Raw genomic sequence first — 19,297 nt, 5'->3', positions numbered from 1 at the left:
AGTTATCTGACATCCAAACCTCTATACAGTTTATCGTATAATGTTCCGTATTTGAATTCTATCCTCTTATGTTTGGAAAAGGTACGGTTCAACAAAGTCAATAAACCCCAAACCTGCTGAAAAGCAAGGTCTGGGGTTTATTATTTTCACTCTTCGATTGTAGAATTAGTTAACATAATATTGATTATGTCGCCTTACTGCAATTATACATTTTATCCCACATTCGCACTTGATTGCTGACATACTCTCTCAGCTCTGGCGGCCCCACAATTTCAGCATGAACCAATAGCGGCAGCACCCTCGCACAGGCCGAGCTATAATCATACATATTCACAGTAAACAGCCAGGCATCTCCATCAGATCCGGTATTCATAACCTCCAGCCCCTGCAACATCTGTTCATTCTTAACACGGGTACGGATGACCACCGGATAGAACTCCCGCGCTCTGCTGGTCTGAACGAAGGCTTGCTCTGCTTGACTCCAGTATGCTTGGAGGGAGAAATGCTCAGGGATGGCATAGGTCTCCTCCAATAAAGTAACGGCTGTGAACCGTTCGCACTTGAATGTCCGCAGATCCCCGGCGCTCTCGCAGTAGGCGGCAAGATACCATTCCCCCTGCTTCACGATGAGTCCATAAGGCTGCAGCTTCCGCTGCGAGCTCTCCCCATTCACCTTAAGGTACTCTGCCGCAATCTTCCGTCCCCGCCACACCGCAGTGCGCAGAATCTCAAGATACGGCACCGCTGCCTGACCGCTCCACCACGGCGTATCATCGAACAGAAACCGGCGCTGCGCGGTACGAATATCCTCTTGATACGGAGCAGGCAAGCTTGCTTCCAGCTTCAGGAGCGCATTTTTGAGCAGCAGACTGGTCTCTCCTGAACCGCCCGCCGGCATTCCCATCCCGGTCAAAAAGAGCTGTACCACCTCTTCCCCATGCAGTCTCCGCAGATTCACCGTATAGCCTTCCATGAGCGAAATCCCGCCGTTCGGCCCGGTGGTGGTGACCAGCGGGATTCCAGACTCCGCCAACACATCGATATCTCTGTAAATGGAGCGGACGGACGTTTCGAGGGCGATGGACAGCTCGTTCGCCTTCATCCGGCCCCGGGATTCAAGCAGTAAAAGTATAGCAATCAATCGGTGCAGCCGCATGCTTCTCCCCCAAACCTTCTTATTCGTCATCTATTCTTGCCACTCTGTTGTCAACAATACTGCGTTAAGATGAATGTATCAAAATCAAGGAGCTGCTGCAAATGAATATTGGCCTATTGGGAACTGGATTCGGGGCGTATCACGCCTCTCTGCTGAAGCAAATGGAGTTCGTGAACAGGATCGTGGTCTTCGGGAGAGATGAGGACAAGCTGCTGAAGCTGAAGGAAGAGCTGGGGGTAGAGATTACGATGAATGCTGAGGACATTCTGTCTGATCCCTCGATTGACGTAGTGGATATCTGCCTGCCGTCTGCACTACATAAGACCTATGCGGTAGAGGCGATGAGACGGGGCAAACATGTTTTTTGCGAGACGCCGGTTGTTCTGGAGCCGGAAGAAGGGCGGGAGCTGCTGGACGCCGAACAGCGGTATGGCCGCAGAATCCTCGTCAATCAATTCATCAAATTCGATTATGCCTATGAATACCTGGAACAGTCCGCCCGTGAATCCACCTACGGCCAACTGCTGCATGTCAGCTTCCGCAGGGAGACCGCCCCGGTGTGGGGGGATCTGGGCTTGTCCGCGATCGCTGCCAATCTGATGATTCATGATCTGGATGCTATCGCGTGGCTGCTGGACACCCCTGTACCCTCTTCCGTCTGTGGGACCTCTGGAGGTGTGGACGGTCAGGCGCTGGTTCATGCTTCTTTCACTAACACTGGTGTTAGCGCGCACATAACCGTCTCTTCACAGATGCCGGAAGTGTACCCGTTCACGGTTGGTTACGAAGCTTATTTCGAGCGCGGCAAGCTGGTATTCCAAGAGACCAATGCTGCGAACGGAGAGGTTGAAGCCAGCCTAACCAGCTATACTTCTGAGGGCAAGACGGCGATCCCGGTAATCCCGAACAATCCTTATGAGAAAAGCCTGCGCCATGCCCTATTGTCTCTCCGGGACGGGACGGACTCCGGCCTGTCGCTGCAATCTGCACTGAAGTCAGCAGACATGGCTTCTAAGCTGACGGATATGCTTACATAGAGTACAGCCTAATTCTGACCTTAACGGTCAGAGGCTGGCTAATACAGACTAGCGCAGACTATCGAGCATGCCCAGTACAACGCGAAGTTTAGTGAGCAGTAACAGTTGGATTTTGTACACTTGCTGATGAACGAATCGCCCCTGATGTGGTAACAGATGGAAAAATGGCACTTCTTTAGAGACATTCTCGGCAAATACGCGAAATCGCCTCCAGTAGTTGCTGTTTTTCCAATTGCTTTAGGAAATCCATCGGATAAGGGTAAAACAAGATACATTTTTCCACGTGTTTCCATACGTATCCTGCCCGGTCAGGTTGACAGCGAAGGCTAGTTTTGGTAGGGGTTGGATCTCTTTTTCCCTGTGTTAGTAGTTAAGTCCAGTTGAAGTTTGAGATGGTGTGTAGTGATTAGATGATATTGTTGTTCTTATTATTGTGAATTTTTCATATGTTGAAATATTGTTATTAGGAGTAATGAAGATGTTAGGTGTTATGTGTTCGATTATAAGTTAACATAATAATAATTATGTTTCTTTGATGTTATTTAGATTCCACGCTTTATCGCTTCAAAACCCTGCCGCTTCCCTTCATCTTCGCCAATCCTCATTTCCCCTCAACCTTACTCGCCTGCTGACATCGTATGCGCGAAGCGTTCCAGCTTATCCATGGACAGCCCGCCTCCTGTCTTGTGCTCCTTGCCTTTAACCATACGTATAACCCACTTATCCAGCGCAGATATCCGCTCCGGGTAGATCTCATCCCCCATCACTTCCCTGGCAAGCGCCTTGTTGTAGATAATCTCGGGATAAGCCTGCTTAAGCTCCTGCTCCCCCTTCTCCCCTGTCATTCCTGCACAGATGAACAATCCCAGCCGTTTGGTTAAAAGCTCCTGCTTGTGCTGGGCTGTGAATGCAGCCATCTCCTTCCGGATTCTGCCATAGTAGATGGAGCCGCCTAGAATTACTGTGTCATAAGCCTTCAAGTCCGGCACCTTGGCATACCGCAGATTCACTACCTCTCCCCCGTCAAGCCTGGCTTGCAGCAGTAATGCGGCTTTTTCCGTACATCCGTATTTGCTTGCATACACGATCAAGATCCGATTGCTCATTTAAGTCCGCCTCTATTCTATAGGTAATGGGCTTGCAGGTGGTGCGGTTTCCTGTGCGTTGCGAAGTACAAGAATGAGACACCAGATGACTGCCAGATTGAAGATCGGGAACAGGATTAACTCTACCATGGAGACATGAACCCCTGCCCTCAGCATCCCAATTATCATGGAGGAGATGGAGGTCAGCAGGGTTGCGGCTTTTACCAGAACAACCGAAGCAAGAAGATTACCGTATGGCTGTCTGCGGATGAGCATTGCCCCTGTAACCACCATAAGCGGAAGCAAAATGCCTAAATCCAGGGCTTGAATTACTAGCGTAGTGTAATGCTCCAGCCCTTCAGGCGTGCTCCCCTCCTGCCAGGCGCCTGCAATCCGGCCGAGCCATAACATGATAATCAGGAAGGCAATCATCAGGAGAATAAAGCCGATGCTTCGGGCCGGAAGCTTCGAGTTGAAGGATATCCCGTCCCGCTCCAGCGAGCGAAAAACTAATATAAACGCATACAACCCCGCCGAAAACAACATGACATAGACCAGAAACAGAGGATTATACATCGCCAGGAAAGAGTAGGATGCGTACGTATATGTGAAATATCCGAGTGTCCCGGCAAGCAGCAGCCGCCCTCTGATTCGTCTGCTGAGACTCAAAAGCAAGGAAATCAGCAGCAATGGAATGCCGACCACTAAGGTAACGCCATCTTGAGCAATCGCCTGTGCTGCTGCGGACAAAGAATCATTCTTGTAGATTCCGCTTCCGTACAATTCAATCTGTTCTCCCCGGATGGAGGTGAAGATGGGATGGCTCCCCTCATTCTCAGATCCTTCCCCTGAAAATAGCCCGATGCCTGACGCAACAACACCGAGCATGATCACCATCCACGTTAAAAAGGTAATGGCTCGTCTATGTCTCATCTTAATCCTCCGATCCTTGTGCAATATGCACCATGGCTTCTATGTGCCGGTTAATCAGAGCCTCCTTCTGCCCCTCAGGCAGATTCCCCTCCACCATCAGTCTCATTATCAGCCCGAAGGCTGCGCTCCAGATGATTTGGGCGGTGAGTTCAAGCTCCCTCTGCTCACAGGAGGCCATCCCGCTGAATTGACGGAGCGTATCACAGAGACCCGCGATCCCGCTGCGTTCCAGGGCTGCTCCCTGATGCAAAACTCCGGTGTGGCTAAGCACGGACGGCGAATCATTCAGCATCATACTCCGGTACTGTGAGCCTTCAACGGTTGTGACCTTAATGAACTGTCTCAGCGTGCGTCTTAAGCGCTCTTCTGGAGATTCTTCATCCGGCGAGGCCTCCGATCCGGCAATCAGTCCGCCCATTAGCTCCCGGTAGCCCCGCTGAAGAAGCTGTTCCACAATCTCCTCTTTTCCTTGAAAATAGTGATAAATAATGCCGGCCGAATACTCCATCCGTTCCGCGATTTTGCGGATCGACAGCTGCCTGATCCCCTTCTCTGCTAGCAGCTCGCCAGCCGTAGTGAGAATCAGATTACGCATCGCTTCGCGCTCCTGCTCTTGTCTCTCTGCTTTGCCCATGATCGTTAGACTCCTTCTGTCAGAGTGTTGCTGTTCCGCTGGATTGAACACTGTAATGTTATTGAACATCGTTCAACTTAGATTATAGACGCCGGTACTTGGAAAGGTTGTGATCATTTATACATTACGGCAAAAAAGCCTGAAACCCCGCAGGTGTCTCAAGCTTTCGAGCTTCGGCAGATGCTCCGCCTAATCAATATTGGCAATCTTCCACTCCCCCTGCTTATTCGGCAGCAATGAAATCTCGTAATTACCCTCAGTAATATAGCCCTCAGAGGTCATCTGCGTAAACTCCACATAGAAGGCCGCCCGTTTGGCTCCCTCGACAGGAATTCCGACTACGGTCAGTTTATGGAAACGGTAAACATTCTTATGATCCAGCAAGTACTGTAAGTTGTCATTAAGCAGCGGTGAATACATCGTGGCAGCGAACTTCTCTTTGTCTCCGGCGGCCCAGGCTGCAATACAGTCCAGTGTCTCCTGGAGCGCTTGCTTGTTGCCCGGACTGGAGCCTACATCAGGGACCTTGAAGAAGACTCCCGGCTTAATCGGCGGTTGCTTCTCCATGTACTCCATACCACTCAGCATGGATATGAAGAGTGGAAGCAGCGCATCCCGTTGTTCGTCCTGAATATGGATCTCGGCCCGGTAAGTATCCTTATAGGCTGAGAAAATAAATGCCTCAACCCTCCGGTCCCCCTCCACCCTGCTCCCTTCATATTCCTTGAACTTCAGCAGTCCCGGGTCTGTACCGGGTTCGAACTTCCCGCCTTTTGTACCATTCTCAGAGCTTAGCTTAATCAACGTAATATAATTATACTTGTCCGCAGTCCCCCATGCCGTTCTTCCGTCCTGTTCAAAACGGATCATCGTCTCCGGCAAAAACACCCCGAGCGGTAAAGTCTGGTCTGCGGAGTAATCCGCTTGAACATTGACGCCATCCAGCTCGTAGCCCCTGCCGCTCCCTGAATAGTCCCGTACTTCGGGAATCAGCGACACGGATTTAACAGCAGGCGCAGCTGTTGCAGCCGGAGTAGGAACCGCGGTCGCAAGAGCAGCTATTGTAGCCGTAGCGGCCGCGGGCGTTGCTGACGGCTGATCCGTACGCTCTGCACCCGAAGAGCCCTGATCCGCCCCATTGCTGCAGCCTGTGCTGATTGCTATTGTAACCGCTATACAGCCCGCTCCCCATAAGCTCATTCGCTTGGACAATCTAATCACCTCAGTTACCAGACGCTGGAAACAGGCAATAGTTGCGGTGAACGCCGGCAAGTACAGGCAGAGGGAACAGATTTATTTTTTTATCCTATTAGAATTTAATGTACTGAAGTATTGACTCGGATTGCCTTGGCGGGAGTTGAACCGCTCCTGGAAATCACCGCCGGTGTAAGCTCCGATGACCCGGTGCCAGAAATCCCGTGCTGGAGTGTTGGCACGAATCTGTGACACCTTCCAGTTGCCGGGGAACATATCGAACAGCCGGTGTGCGGCCCAGGTTCCTACCCCGCTGCGCCGGTAGCGCTGCATTACAAAAAACTCCGTCATATAGAACTCGCCCTCCGGGTCGCGCAGCAGACGGTCGATCAGGGCAAAGCCTGCGACATTGCCGTCTACGGTGAACAGGTAGACAAATTTATTTTTACCGCTGTTCCAGTAAGCCTCAAGTCCCGGATAGGACGGGAACAACCCTTCACGGTCGACCTGCAGCTCCAGATAGCGGGTAAAGTCATACAAGTAGAACTGCATTAATCTGCTGATAATCTGCTTCTGCTCTTTAGGAACCAGCTCGATTCCAAGTTCCATTCAGGTTCACCTCAACCGTTTTTGTTTACTACCCATCATATAACTTTGTCTCATCAGGAGCAAGGTTTGCCAGAAACATGGTAATATAGAAGGACAGCCCTCCCCCTTGGGGAAACTATAAAGAAGGTGAAGCTCATCAGTATTCAAAAAGCGACCGACCGGGCAAACCTGGATCAGCGGCTGCCGCAGATGCCCTGGTTTGTCCAGCAGTTTATCGACTATAAACGGCCGGATTTGTCCCCCTCCACGCTGCTGGAGTATATCCGGGACTATGAATCCTTTTTCGGCTGGCTGCGGGGTGAAGGTCTCTCTGTTGCGGCCAGCAATGCTGACATCACCCTGCTTGAGCTGGAGACGCTGCATATGGACAGCATTGTCGGCTACCGTCTGCACTTGACCACCCGGGCTGAGAATGCCAATTCGCGGGTGACCGTATCCCGTAAGCTGTCTGCGCTGCGCTCGCTGTTCCATTATCTGAGCCAGATTGCCGAGGATGAGAACTTCTACCCGCTGCTGAAGCGTAACATTATGGCGAAGGTTGAGATCAAACGCATTCACAAACCGAAGGACACCGCCGCCAAGCTCAAAGGTAAAATTCTGGAGGACGAGGAGCTGCTGGAGTTCGTTGGCTACATCTATGAAGGATATGGCACAGCTGTGGAAGCCAATAAGCAGGCTTATTATTCTTGGCAGCATAACCGTGAACGGGATGCCTGTATTGCCAGTCTGATCCTCAATTCCGGCCTCCGCGTCTCCGAGGTGGTCAATCTCAACGTGGATGATCTGGATGTCAACAATAAGCTGCTCTATGTCTTCCGCAAGGGTCATAACGACGAGACCTTCAAGACCCCGGTCTATTTCCGGGAACAGTCGAAGGATGATCTCAGCTTGTATCTAAGCCTCCGCCAGAGCAGGTACAAGACGCCGAAACGGGAAAAAGCGCTCTTCATTGCCCTGCCCAACGGCAGCAAAGAAGGCAAACGGATGACCAAACGGGCCATCCAGGAGATGATCATCAAATACGCCAAACGGTTCGGCAAGCCTTATCTGACGGTGCATAAGCTGCGGCACTCTTTTGCCACCGATTATTACCTGCAGAATGACATCTACCGGACGAAGGAACAATTGGGCCATGCTTCTACGGAGACTACCGAGATCTATGCTCATCTCACAGATAAAACGATGTCCGAGGCGATCGAACGCCGTATGAACAATGAACCGCCGCAGTAAGCTGCCTGACCGCTATGTTAATCTCATTTATTTTTTGGAGGAATACGTTTGTTAGACAATCATTCATCTACTGAATTCCCTACGAATCCCGGACTGCCGGAGCTGCAATCGGATTGCCTGAACTGCTTCGGGCTATGCTGCGCAGCGCTTCATTTCTCTACATCCTCAGACTTCGCCATAGACAAGCCTGCCGGACAGCCCTGTCCCAATCTGCGGGAAGACTTCCTCTGCGGCATTCATACTGAGCTACGAGAACGCGGCTTCCGGGGCTGTACAGTATACGACTGCTTCGGGGCCGGGCAGAAAATCTCCAATCTGACCTATGGCGGACGCGACTGGCGTCAGGCTCCAGAGACTGCGGGACAGATGTTCGAGGTTCTTCCTGTAATGCGCCAACTGCATGAGCTGCTATGGTATCTGCACGAGGCACTCACACTGCGCGGGGCCGAGACCCTGCACGATTCGCTTATCAAAATGCTGGAGCAGACGCAGGCCCTCACTCTGCTCAGCCCGGACAAGCTGCTTCAGCTCGAAGTGCCCCTGCACCGCGCTGAAGTCAACGAGCTGCTGCTGCGTGCCAGCGAGCTTACGCGCACCGCTGCCCGCAAGCAGCTCTCTCCGGCCCCGAAGCGCCAGAAGAACTATGGGCGCGGGGCCGATCTGATCGGGGCCAAGCTGCGCGGGGCCGACCTCCGCTGCCTCAGCTTACGGGGCGCGTATCTGATCGCTGCGGATCTCAGCGGCGCTGACCTGCGGTTCGCCGATCTGATTGGCGCGGACTTCCGCGACACGAATCTGCGCGGAGCCGATCTGCGGGGCAGCCTCTTCCTGACCCAGGCGCAGCTGCAAGCTGCGCAAGGCAGCCCGTCCACCAAGCTGCCGGAATCCTTAAGGCATCCGGAGCACTGGGCTTGAGGAGAAGAAACCGGATGATGTTCTATCCGGTTTTTTTGTGTCGTCCAGCTGGTTGGTTCAACGATTTTCCCTTGCCATTTGCCTGCCGATGTTTTATATTGACATGACAGCAGGTCTAAAATAAATGAGGTGAACGGATAAGATGACTCCCCGCACGAAGGAACAGAACGAAGATATCCGGCTGCGGCGGCTGGTGCAGATCCGAAAAGCAGCTGCGGACGTATTTTTGAATAAAGGGCCTTTATTAGAAATCCGGGATGTGGCTGCGGAGGCCGGTCTCGGTTATGGTACGGTCTATCATTATTACAGCAATAAGGGTGATTTGCTTCACGACTTGTTATGGGATGCGCTCGACCGGGCCGGGGAATGGCTGAAGTTCCCGCCTATGGCAGAGCCCGGGCTACCGCTAAAGAGCCCGCTGGAGGGTTCTGCCGCCGGGGTGCGGCTATTGCAGCTATGGGCGGAGGATCACGCTATCTATCTGCTGTGTAAGCAGGCTGGTGAGGGATTCCCTTCCCTGCCTGAAGCCCGCTCTTCCCCGCTCACTGCCGAGTTCCGGCGGGAGGTGCTGACCCCGCTGTCCATGATGCTTGGCACTGGACTTACGGAGGAATCACTTTCTCCTGGAGGGACAGTAGTCGATGCGCCGTCTGGATTACAATATACAGAGATGCTGTTAGCCGCTCTGGTTGGCTGTGCTGCTTTGTCCCTCCGGCGGGGACAGCTGAATGAAGAGGCACCGGAGATCGTCAGGGTTCTTAAACTATAAAAGATTGAAACTATTAAAGGATGAAGGAGCGGATACACACAGCATGATTATTCTTAAATCCCCCAGAGAAATTGAAGAGATGAAGCAAGCCAGCCAAATTGTGGCCGACTGCTACCGTGAGGTGTCCAAGCGGATTGTACCCGGAATCACTACGCTTGAAATTAATGACTTTGTGGCAAAACATATCACCAAGCTAGGCGGCAAGCAGTTCACCAAAGGCTACAACGGATTCCCTGCCGAGACCTGCATATCCATTAATGATGTGGTTGCCCATGGGATTCCATCCAGCAGACGGGTCGTGAAGGAAGGCGACTTGCTGAAGCTGGACATTGTGGCGCAATACGGGGGTTGGTTCGGAGATTCGTGCGTGAGCTACGCTGTCGGTGAGATCGGGCCGGAGGCACAGAGATTAATGCAGGTAACGAAGGAGTGCCTGGATCTGGGGATTGCCCGGGCTGTTCCGGGAGGACGGCTGGGTGACATCACATCGGCCATACAACAGCATGCCGAAGCACACGGTTATTCGGTCGTGCGCGATCTGCTGGCGCACGGCATCGGACGAAGCCTGCATGAGGAGCCGAGCTACGTGCACATCGGCACCGCCGGCAAAGGCATCCGTCTCAAAGAAGGCATGGTATTTACGATTGAGCCCATGATCAACGAAGGCACGTACCACATCACCATTGACGATGATGAATGGACAGCGAGAACGGCTGACGGCAAGCTGTCCGCGCAGTATGAGCACACCATTGCCATCACCGCAGATGGACCGCTGATTTTAACGGCCCAGTAATCATTGAAGTTGAACGTTAACACATATAGGCTAGATCAAGTTGACCACTTACGAACCCTACAAACCCTCCCGTTTCTGTCTAGGAACTGACCCCAATTAGAGAACGGGAGGGTTTTGTTTTTTACCTTTATGACCGGGTTTTGCGGTTACGGCGTTGGATGCTGCCGTGCAATTGGATGGTCCTGCTTGTTGGCTGCTGGTCAGTGTTTTGGGGTTAGGTTTTGAACTTACTATTGTGAATTTTTCATATGATGAATTTTTGGAATTCAACAAATATGGTCGGTTAATTTTCTATGAGTTATTGAGCTATCCCGAGGTCCTGCTATCCCGTTATCAGGTTATCCTTTGATCTTCTAATCGTTGATTTTTGTTAACTGTTATTGTTGTTTTGTTGTTGCTTCTTCTATTGTGTATTTTTCATATGTTGAAATTTAATAATAAGTATTTAGTTGGTTATTCATTTGACTGGTTTGCCGGCCGGTCGCTACTAGAAATACTAAGCCTTGCCGTGCTGCTCCCCTCGAATCTCACCCGGCAGCTTCAGCACAGTTACTTTGTCACCAGCGGATAATTGTCCGCTGTCCGGCGGGATGACGATCAGGCAATCGCTGTCTTTGATCGTAACTGTGACGGATGACTCGTCCACGGCGGCTGGATAAACATAGAGAACTGCTTCGCGGATCTCCAGACGGGCGCGGACATAGCGGGTGAAGCTGTTGGCCCGCTTATAATCTTCACCCAGCATCGCTGTCCACTCCGGCAGATAAGGCTGTACTGCACCCTGCATCAGCCCGATGACCGGACGGGCAAACAGTTGGAATCCTACGAAGCAGGCGCCCGGATTGCCGGATAAGGCAAGCAGGATGCTCCCGCCGCGAACAGCAGCTGTAGTGACACTGCCGGGGCGCATGGCTATTTTATTGAACAGCATCTCTCCGCTCTGCTCACGGACCAGATCCCCCATAATATCATAATCCCCTACGGATACGCCTCCGGTAGTAATCACCAGATCATAGCTCTCCAGTGCCATCTGCACCTTACTCCGGGCCAGCTCCAGATCATCGATAATCGCACCAAGCATCACGGGCTCCCCGCCCGCTTCCCGGATTAGCGCCTCCAGCATGGGGGAGTTGCTGTTGCGGATTTTGCCCGGGACTAACGGCTCGTCCACCTCCAGCAGCTCAGTTCCGGTAGCGAAGACCGCCACCTTGGGCCTGCGGCGTACAGGAACCTCCGGCACTCCAAGCGCTGCCAGAACAGCAATTTCGCCAGCGCCGATTAGAGTCCCTTCAGGAAGCACTGGATCACCTGTACTAAGCTCCAGCCCGCAAGGGGTAATATGCTGCCCCCGCTCTTGCGGCTTGCGGATACCGACATAAGTGACTCCAGCTTCCATCCGGCTCTCCGTGGCTTCCATCATAATCACTGTATCTGCGCCGTCTGGAATCTGCGCTCCCGTCATTATGCGCGCAGCAGTGCCAGCCGTAATCTCTCTGGAGGCTATTGCGCCGCAGGGTATGACATCGACGACTTCAAGCCACACCGTGTCAGGCTCTCCTGCCGCCAAAGTATCTGCCGCAATCACGGCGAAGCCGTCCATACTGGAGCGGTCAAATGCCGGAAAGGGATGTGGTGCAGCAACCGGCTCAGCCAGATAACGCCCGCTGCTGAGATGCAGGGGTACAGCTTCCGGCGCAAGCAGCGCAGCATACGGCTTCAGCCTGCTTTGAGCTTCTGCAACCTGAAGCGCTGACCGCTGAAATTTATCATTACTATAATCATTACTGTATTCGTTGTTAGAATCCTTGTTATATTCCTTGTTATGATTCTCTCGGTTAGTCACTGTTGAATTCACTCCTTCTGCTTCTCCGGTAGATTGCTGCTCATTAAACCAATTACGCCCTATTCTAACATGAAGGCATGGCAAAAGGGATGCACAGGCCTGTAACAAGCGCATGCATCCCTTATTCCATTCCGATTCTATTCCGATGTCAGCAGCGCAGCCGCAGCCCTGCTTCAGTTCAGCTTAAGATGCGCGGATCACTCTTACATCAGCCGAAAGGACACTTTCACCCTCATAGAGCATGAACCGTCCATTCTGCCATTCCACGCGCAGCAGCCGCGAATCATCCGCCTGGTATTGCCAGACATGCTGCTCCCCGCCGTTCATATAAGGTGTCTGCCCGGTAACGGCGGCATATCCTTCATATTCTTCCTCCAGATAAAAGGTCCGGTCATCCAGCTCAAGGGTAGCCGGAACCTCGGAGGGACTGTCCAGACGCCCGTCTATCGGGTGATACAATCTGTATTGCAGCTCTTCCCGCTCTTCTATATACAGATAAGCGATCCGGCTCCCGTCACGCAGCGTCAGTACAACTGCATTACGGCCGCTTGTCTTCGTCCGGCCTGTCACTTCATAAGTGACCAGGGAGACCTCACAGATATCTCCGGGAGACAGGGTCAGCATGCTTGCGGGCGCTTTAGGCGCCTCCGGCTTCGAGAACAGATTGCCGATTCTTTTCCAAAGACCCAAAGCCATCATCCTCCTACAGATTGGTACGCTAATCCTTCTTCTTATCCGCGAATAAAGGCCGCTATAATCAATGCTCCCGTCACATGCAGCGATCCTGCCATCAGGCCATAGCCGACCTTGCCAAGCTGAGTGCCATGATCCAGTTCAAGGTTCCCCCACCGGCTGAGCAGCTGCTCTACCGTCTTCTCCAGCACGAATAACAGGATAAAAGAGACAATCGAGACGATCAGGGCGGTCCCGAGCCGGTTCGCCGCAGCAATGGATGCCGATAAAATATAGCCTTGTGACAGCAGCTTCAACACCAGCCGGGTAGTCACGGCCATATTCCCTGCCTTCAGCTCTTCCATATCATTATAACGGGTAAACAGCGAATCCACGAGCATCAGCACACACAGCAGTACTGCGCCGCTGACCGTCCATACTACCATGGACACCAGGGTATCGAAATCCATTACTCCAGCCCCCGCTTGTTCATATTTCACAACAGGTAAGACAAACATAAAGCGAAGGAGAAACCGCTGGTTCTGTCTCCCCTTCGCCTGTGGACAATTGCCTAAAGTCCGGCTTATGCCAATATGTTATTGTTTCTCGTATTGCTTCATCAGCGCAGCCAGCTCATCTTCAACCGCCTGGTCTTTGCCCAGCTTCTCGAACTCATCATCGAGCGACTTGTTGCCCGAGCTCATCTCGTTGCTGGCTTCTGCCTGTGCTTCGGCCTGCAGCATCTTGTCTTCCATCCGTTTGAGTCCGGCAGAAGCAGAGTCGGAGCTGAAGCCGCTCATCGCTTTGTTAATTTCGGTCTGTGCCTTCGCAGCGTTGTAACGGGCAACGAGTGTCTCCCGCTTGTTCTTCATCTGGGTAAGCTGTTTGCGCATTTCATCAAGCTTGCCGCGCAGGTTGTCGGCGGAAGCCTTGTTCTGGTCGAAGCTGGCCTTGTACTCTACAAGCTTGGCTTCTGCCGATTTCTTCTCTTCAAGAGCACGGCGGGCCAGATCGGCGTTACCGGCTTGAGCGGCTGCATGTGCTTGCTGATTGCGCTTGTTCACCAGCGCTTCCTGCTCTTCGTACAACTGTTTGAATTTCTTCTCAATAGCGATCTGGGCAGCTACCGCTTTCTCAGCATCCTCCAGATCCTCCGTCATGTCACGAATGTACTGGTCGGTCATTTTAACCGGATCTTCAGCTTTATCGATAATCGCATTCACATTGGACATGGTCAGATCACGCAATCTTTTAAATATAGACATCGTTCATTCCTCCAAAATAAAAGTTAGTTGTTCAATGGTATCTTTTACGCAGGGAGAAGGGGATCGTTTCAAAAATTTGTTCCGGCCTTCTGTACTAAATATTGCTCCACCTTATCATTCACAATATTTACGACCGCAAGGATGCCCTCTTTGCTCAGATCGTCATAGTGAATGCCCATCACAACCGTGACTGTCCGGTTCAATGCGGCAGCAGCCTTCAGCGCAATGGCTTCACTGATCGTATGCTCCTTATGATGGGGAACGGCAGAGGTCATCACCCGTGCGAATTCTCCGTCCATGTACGCCGTGCTTGCTGCACCGATATGGCGCACTCCCCCGGTAATCAGCAGCAGCAGATCACGGCCCACCTCGGTCTCGGACAGCACAATATCGTCAGGATGCACCAGATTCGTTGTCAAGCAGAACTCCCCTCCCTTTATATTAACCATAGGCTGTAGAGATCTCTCATTCTGCGGCAAAAAGATCATTGCAAACCGGCTTGCTGCCTATACAATACCACGGATCTCATCCAGTGAGGAAATATTCTCTTCCTTCATAAACTGCTGCAATTCTTCTACAAGTGTGCTGCCCGCCCGCAAATTCATGAAATTGTAGGTTCCAACCTGTATTACAGTCGCTCCCGCCATAATAAATTCAATAATATCCGTGGCTGAAGTGATGCCGCCCATGCCGATTACCGGAATGGTTACCCGGCGGGCTACCTGATGCACCATACGCAGAGCCACCGGCTTAATCGCTGGTCCGGATAGTCCCGCATAGAGGTTATTGAACACACTGCTGCGGCGGCGGACGTCGATCTTCATCCCGGAGATCGTGTTGATCAGAGAGACGGCGTCCGCCCCCTCTGCTTCACACATCACAGCCATCTCCGCAATATCCTCGGCATTGGGCGACAGCTTCACGGCCAGCGGCAGACTTGTAGCCGCCCGTACCGCACGAACCACTTCCTGCGCTGCCGGAGTCTTCACGCCAAAAGCAATTCCGCCCTCCTTCACGTTCGGGCAGGAGATATTCAGCTCAATCATATCCACGGCCGGCTTTCCGGCCAGAAGACGGGCATCCGCATCCCGCTGGATCAGCTCAGCACCCAGCACGTAATCCGCCAGCGTGTTACCGCCCAGATTCACGATACGTGCGGTATCCAGTGTCTCCCAATACGGCAGCTCTTTGGCCAGAAAGGCCTCTACTCCCGGATTCTCAAGCCCTACGCTGTTCAGCATCCCGGAAGGGGTCTCATAGACGCGGATTCCGGGATTACCGGCTTTGGCATGAAGCGTAAGCCCCTTGCCGGAGATTCCGCCCAGCAGGGACACATCATATAACCGGCCATACTCACGGCCGAAGCCGAAGGTACCCGAAGCCATTACAATCGGGTTCTTGAAGGACACACCGGCAATCGTTGCAGTTGTATTAATCATGGAATAATACCTCCTCAGCCAGGAAGACAGGACCGTCTGCGCAGGCTTTGCGTTGCCCGTCCTTGCAGGAGACGCTGCAGACCAGACAAGCGCCGATTCCGCAGGCCATCCGGTTCTCCAGTGACAGATAGACGTCAGGGCGCTTACCCGCAGGATCTAGAGTGCTGCCCTTGAGCTGTGCAGCCTTCAGCATCGGATGCGGGCCGCAGACGAAGATATGGTCATACGCCGAGAAATCCACGCTGTCCAGAATCAGTCCGCCTACATCGACGGTCAGCTCAGCAGCGAGAGGACGGAAGGCTTCTGTACGGAACGGCTCGCGGCTGAAGCCGAGATAGATATCGCTCTTTGGAAGCTTCTGCGCACAATAATAAAGCGGAGCAATTCCGATCCCCCCGCCCACTAAAGCTACCCTGCCTTCCACCTGCGGGAAGCCTGTGCCGAACGGTCCCTCCAGCTCCAGCGGATCGCCCGGATTCAGTCCGGCAAGGATCTCTGTTCCTTCACCCACTACGTGATATAAGAATTCAACACCGTTATCATTCACCTGATGTATGCTAAGCGGTCTGGACAGCAGCGGATAGGCTCCCCATGCCCGCAGCATGTAGAACTGACCCATCTCCCCGCTGTTTCCTCCTTCAACTACCAGGTGGTACACTCCTTCAGCCAGCCGCTCATTACTAATTACCGTCGCCACGTTATCAAGCTCCTTCAAATTTAATCTTATTAACCATGCCTGAGAAGGAACTTAAAATCTGTGACATTATTCACAAATGATACCCTCTATTTATTGTTCCAGATTCCGCGCACATAAGGTGCGGGCAGCTCGGACGGATCAATTCCACCCAGCGCCTCAGCAGCATGAAGTACCCAGTAAGGATCGCTGAGCATACCTCTGCCTATAGCTACCAGCTCTGCCTTCGCCTCCGTAATCACCGCCTGCGCTTCCGCATATGACTCCAGACGCCCTACAGCGATAACAGGGACCTGTAATCCGCTGCGTATGTATTCAGCAAGGCCCACCTGATAAGCCGGCCCGGCATTCGGGCCGCCATTCGAGCCAATCGGCCCCTCCCCGCCCGAGGATACATGGAACAGGTCTACGCCTGCATCCTTGTAGCGGCGGCAGAATTCCAGCGCATAAGCTTCATCATAACCGCCCTCGACGTATTCCTTGGCGGACACCCGCATGATTAGCGGCATCTCAGCCGGCAGCACCTCACGCACCGCCTCTACCACCTGTTCACCGAACAGGATGGGGTCTTGGCCATACTCATCATCCCGGACATTGGATAGCGGGGAAAGGAACTGGTGAATGAGGTATCCATGGGCTCCATGCAGCTCAACGGTATCGAATCCCGCTTCAACCGCGCGCCGCGCCGCTTCCCGGAAGGCGATAATCAGCTCCGCAATCTCTTCACGGCTAAGCGCCTTGGGCATAGCATAGGTATCATCAAACGGGATTGCCGAAGGTGCAACCGGCGGAGCGGCATCGACGGCCTTGCGGCCGGCATGTCCTAGCTGGATGGCAACCTTAGCACCATGGGCATGAACGGCATCCGTCAGCCGCTTGAACGCCGGAATCTGCCCGTCCTCCCAGATCCCGGTGTCCCGGTTCGTGATCCGTCCATCGGGGTGAACTCCGCTCATCTCTACAATAATGAAGCCGCTCCCGCCGACAGCCCGGCTGACATAATGCACATGATGCCAATCCGTCGGAATACCGTCCTGCTTCTCAACCGCATACTGGCACATTGGAGGCATGACCACGCGGTTCTTCAGGGTCAGAGCCTTCAGTTCATAAGGTGTGAACAAATCGGTCATTCTTGTCTCCATCCTTCCCGTATCTATGATCCATTTCAGTATACAACGATTTGCGGATGTGATAAATCTTTGAATGCTCTGCTGCCTGTACGGCATAATTTCACGGCTGCTTGGAAATAACAACCCTTATATTCTAAAATAACCGGACCCGTGGTTGGAGGAGGCATCATTCCGATGAAACTGGTAATATTCCGCCGCATTGTGCTGCTCATAACCGTCATTGCCCTGGCCCTGTCTGCTCCTGCACCGGCTGCGGAGCTTATGTCTGTCTCTGCTACAGCGGCTGATAGTCCTGCGCCAGTGCCAGCACAAGAGATCCTGCCATCTTGCCGGCCACAAGCTTCTATTGAAGAGCAAACGGCGGTACCGGCGGGATCAGCGGCCTCCCAGTCTTCAGTAAGGCGCCATAAAAAAAGCAAAGGCCTCTCCCTCAGCCAGCTGCTGCGCAAATACCCGGAGACCCTCAAGACCCAGGGTCCCCGCCGCAAAATGATCGCTCTCACCTTCGATGATGTGCCTGATCCGCGCTTCACCCCGCAGCTCCTGGATGTGCTGCGCAAATATAAAGTCAAAGCTACATTCTTCGTGGTCGGCAGCCGTGCGGAGAAGCATCCCGCCCTGGTAGCCCGGATGATCCGCGAAGGCCATGCTATCGGCAATCACTCCTATAATCACCCCCAGTTCAGCAAGCTGAGTATGAATGCCTTCCGCATCCAGATTATCCGGACGGAGAATATTCTGCAGCTGTTGGCCGGATACAAGCCAAAGCTGATCCGCCCGCCGTATGGCGATATCAACGAGCCGCAGCTTAAATGGGCGAAAGCGCATGGCTATAAGCTGGTGAACTGGAACGTCGACTCGCTCGACTGGAGAGGGCTGTCCAAAAATCAGGTCAAGCATAACATCCTCTCCCGGGCCGGCAGAGGGGCCATCATCCTACAGCACGGGGGCGGCGGCAGGGGCAGTAATCTTCAGGGAACATTGCAGGCCTTGCCCGAGATTATCAGCAATCTGCGCCAGCGCGGATACAGCTTCGTAACCGTTCCCCAGATGCTCCAGGTCAGCAAAAGCAAATAACCGCTTGATAAGCAGGGTAACAAAAAAGGAAACAAAACCGGCGAAGCTGCCTGGTTTTGTTTCCTTTTCATTAATAACTGTTATGCTTGCAGTGGTGCAACTTATCATTTTCGGTTTATTCAATAATATATAAATGTACATACTGATAACCGAAATCGGCTACAAAGCTCTGGCTGCCCGGAATAAAGATATCGATCCGGTTGCCCTTGATCGCGCTCCCCATATCCGTGGCTGTAGCTACGAAGGCTTGCTTCGGAAGGCCCGGATGGGTATACCCGGTTACGAGCACCTTCGTTCCCAGCGGAATCACGCTCGGGTCAACGGCGATGGTTCCGAGCTTCAGCGTATTGCCGAAATAATCGACTGCGCCCCACTTGCCATTCTCGCTGGCTGCTGAGGAATAGGCGGAAGCCTTGACCTGCAGCACTTTGGCATAATTGAATTCTTTGCCCCAGGCTTGAACAGTGTTGGTTGCCGGCTGCACACTCAAGGCTTGAACTTCTGCAGCATCCACAGCTTCTACTGAAGCTGCTGCAGTATTGGCTGCAGCCACAGTCTTGGCTTGAACATCACCCGGGATGGTGAATTTCAGCCCGGGATAGATATTTAGCGCTGAAATCTGCGGGTTCGCATTCATAAGCTCTTCTACGCTTATGCCATAATGATTGGATAGAGTATAATAGGTTGTAGTCTCTCCAGCGATATGTACGCTGTCGGCTTGAACGGGAGCTGCGTGAAGCAAGGTGCCGAGTCCCAGTACGGCCGCCAGGGCGGTGATGGCTCTGATCTTGAGTTTCATGAATTGCCTCCTTCAATGGTGAC

21 protein-coding genes are annotated in these 19,297 nt (G+C 52.8%); 6 read left to right on the top strand and 15 right to left on the bottom strand.

The features are described from left to right. Positions 1-184: 184 nt before the first annotated feature. Positions 185-1,156, bottom strand: a complete 972-nt coding sequence (locus MHH78_RS18650; RefSeq protein ID WP_341168375.1) for a helix-turn-helix transcriptional regulator — start codon at positions 1,154-1,156, stop codon at positions 185-187. A gap of 101 nt (positions 1,157-1,257) precedes the next feature. Between MHH78_RS18650 and MHH78_RS18645 the strand changes: the two genes are divergently transcribed. Beyond that, positions 1,258-2,193: a Gfo/Idh/MocA family protein gene (locus MHH78_RS18645; protein ID WP_341168374.1), complete on the top strand. Its 936-nt coding sequence runs from the start codon at positions 1,258-1,260 to the stop codon at positions 2,191-2,193. A gap of 617 nt (positions 2,194-2,810) precedes the next feature. Here the strand turns inward: MHH78_RS18645 and MHH78_RS18640 are convergent. From MHH78_RS18640 to MHH78_RS18620, 5 genes are all read right to left on the bottom strand, one after another. Beyond that, positions 2,811-3,299: a flavodoxin domain-containing protein gene (locus MHH78_RS18640; RefSeq protein ID WP_341168373.1), complete on the bottom strand. Its 489-nt coding sequence runs from the start codon at positions 3,297-3,299 to the stop codon at positions 2,811-2,813. A 12-nt stretch (positions 3,300-3,311) separates the two neighbouring features. Then, entirely contained in the window at positions 3,312-4,211 is a 900-nt protein-coding gene (locus tag MHH78_RS18635) for a hypothetical protein (protein ID WP_341168372.1), read from the bottom strand. Between the two features lies 1 nt (position 4,212). Beyond that, a complete protein-coding gene (locus MHH78_RS18630) occupies positions 4,213-4,845 on the bottom strand; it encodes a TetR/AcrR family transcriptional regulator (protein ID WP_341168371.1) in 633 nt (210 codons plus the stop codon). Positions 4,846-5,034: 189 nt separating this feature from the next. Continuing rightward, positions 5,035-6,057 carry a hypothetical protein gene (locus MHH78_RS18625; RefSeq protein WP_341168370.1) on the bottom strand — a complete coding sequence of 341 codons (1,023 nt, stop codon included), beginning with the start codon at positions 6,055-6,057 and terminating at the stop codon, positions 5,035-5,037. Positions 6,058-6,138: 81 nt separating this feature from the next. Then, on the bottom strand, positions 6,139-6,648 hold the full coding sequence (locus tag MHH78_RS18620) for a GNAT family N-acetyltransferase (RefSeq protein WP_341168369.1): 510 nt from the start codon (positions 6,646-6,648) through the stop codon (positions 6,139-6,141). 135 nt (positions 6,649-6,783) lie between these two features. On the opposite strand from MHH78_RS18620, the gene xerS reads away from it, so the two are divergent. The 4 genes from xerS to map all read left to right on the top strand — a co-directional run bounded on the left by xerS (position 6,784) and on the right by map (position 10,355). Continuing rightward, a complete protein-coding gene (xerS, locus tag MHH78_RS18615; protein ID WP_341170342.1) occupies positions 6,784-7,878 on the top strand; it encodes a tyrosine recombinase XerS in 1,095 nt (364 codons plus the stop codon). A gap of 48 nt (positions 7,879-7,926) precedes the next feature. After that, entirely contained in the window at positions 7,927-8,793 is an 867-nt protein-coding gene (locus MHH78_RS18610; protein WP_341168368.1) for a pentapeptide repeat-containing protein, read from the top strand. Between the two features lie 142 nt (positions 8,794-8,935). Continuing rightward, positions 8,936-9,562, top strand: coding sequence for a TetR/AcrR family transcriptional regulator (locus tag MHH78_RS18605; protein ID WP_341168367.1), 627 nt, complete (start codon positions 8,936-8,938; stop codon positions 9,560-9,562). A 43-nt stretch (positions 9,563-9,605) separates the two neighbouring features. Next, positions 9,606-10,355 (top strand): type I methionyl aminopeptidase, encoded by a 750-nt coding sequence (map, locus tag MHH78_RS18600; protein ID WP_341168366.1) that lies wholly within the window; start codon positions 9,606-9,608, stop codon positions 10,353-10,355. A 496-nt stretch (positions 10,356-10,851) separates the two neighbouring features. Here the strand turns inward: map and MHH78_RS18595 are convergent, their stop codons facing one another. The 8 genes from MHH78_RS18595 to MHH78_RS18560 all read right to left on the bottom strand — a co-directional run bounded on the left by MHH78_RS18595 (position 10,852) and on the right by MHH78_RS18560 (position 17,398). Continuing rightward, positions 10,852-12,198 carry a molybdopterin molybdotransferase MoeA gene (locus MHH78_RS18595; protein WP_341168365.1) on the bottom strand — a complete coding sequence of 449 codons (1,347 nt, stop codon included), beginning with the start codon at positions 12,196-12,198 and terminating at the stop codon, positions 10,852-10,854. 183 nt (positions 12,199-12,381) lie between these two features. After that, positions 12,382-12,888 carry a DUF4178 domain-containing protein gene (locus MHH78_RS18590; protein WP_036726503.1) on the bottom strand — a complete coding sequence of 169 codons (507 nt, stop codon included), beginning with the start codon at positions 12,886-12,888 and terminating at the stop codon, positions 12,382-12,384. A 41-nt stretch (positions 12,889-12,929) separates the two neighbouring features. Next, positions 12,930-13,340 carry a DUF350 domain-containing protein gene (locus MHH78_RS18585; RefSeq protein ID WP_036726501.1) on the bottom strand — a complete coding sequence of 137 codons (411 nt, stop codon included), beginning with the start codon at positions 13,338-13,340 and terminating at the stop codon, positions 12,930-12,932. Between the two features lie 126 nt (positions 13,341-13,466). Beyond that, the gene (locus tag MHH78_RS18580) at positions 13,467-14,135 is read right to left on the bottom strand and encodes a PspA/IM30 family protein (RefSeq protein WP_036695416.1); all 669 of its coding nucleotides are present in this window, start codon (positions 14,133-14,135) and stop codon (positions 13,467-13,469) included. A gap of 68 nt (positions 14,136-14,203) precedes the next feature. After that, a complete protein-coding gene (gene lpdD / locus MHH78_RS18575) occupies positions 14,204-14,554 on the bottom strand; it encodes a prenylated flavin chaperone LpdD (protein WP_339248860.1) in 351 nt (116 codons plus the stop codon). A gap of 87 nt (positions 14,555-14,641) precedes the next feature. Next, entirely contained in the window at positions 14,642-15,574 is a 933-nt protein-coding gene (locus MHH78_RS18570) for a dihydroorotate dehydrogenase (protein WP_341168364.1), read from the bottom strand. Further along, entirely contained in the window at positions 15,567-16,271 is a 705-nt protein-coding gene (locus tag MHH78_RS18565; protein ID WP_341168363.1) for a dihydroorotate dehydrogenase electron transfer subunit, read from the bottom strand. The genes MHH78_RS18570 and MHH78_RS18565 overlap by 8 nt, the downstream gene beginning before the upstream one ends. Positions 16,272-16,357: 86 nt before the next feature. Beyond that, positions 16,358-17,398: an NADH:flavin oxidoreductase/NADH oxidase gene (locus MHH78_RS18560; RefSeq protein WP_341168362.1), complete on the bottom strand. Its 1,041-nt coding sequence runs from the start codon at positions 17,396-17,398 to the stop codon at positions 16,358-16,360. A 174-nt stretch (positions 17,399-17,572) separates the two neighbouring features. Here MHH78_RS18560 and MHH78_RS18555 point away from each other — a divergent pair, with 174 nt between their 5' ends. Then, entirely contained in the window at positions 17,573-18,475 is a 903-nt protein-coding gene (locus tag MHH78_RS18555; protein ID WP_341168361.1) for a polysaccharide deacetylase family protein, read from the top strand. Between the two features lie 115 nt (positions 18,476-18,590). Here MHH78_RS18555 and MHH78_RS18550 read toward each other — a convergent pair whose 3' ends face one another. Continuing rightward, complete coding sequence (locus MHH78_RS18550; RefSeq protein ID WP_340753370.1) at positions 18,591-19,274, bottom strand: 3D domain-containing protein; 684 nt, start codon at positions 19,272-19,274, stop codon at positions 18,591-18,593. Between the last annotated feature and the right edge of the window lie 23 nt (positions 19,275-19,297).

Origin of the sequence: Paenibacillus sp. FSL H3-0333, assembly GCF_038002805.1 — a bacterium.
Taxonomy (GTDB): domain Bacteria; phylum Bacillota; class Bacilli; order Paenibacillales; family Paenibacillaceae; genus Paenibacillus_AQ; species Paenibacillus_AQ silagei.
Note: the sequence above shows the minus strand (reverse complement) of the source record. Positions and strands in the feature narration are given on the sequence as shown.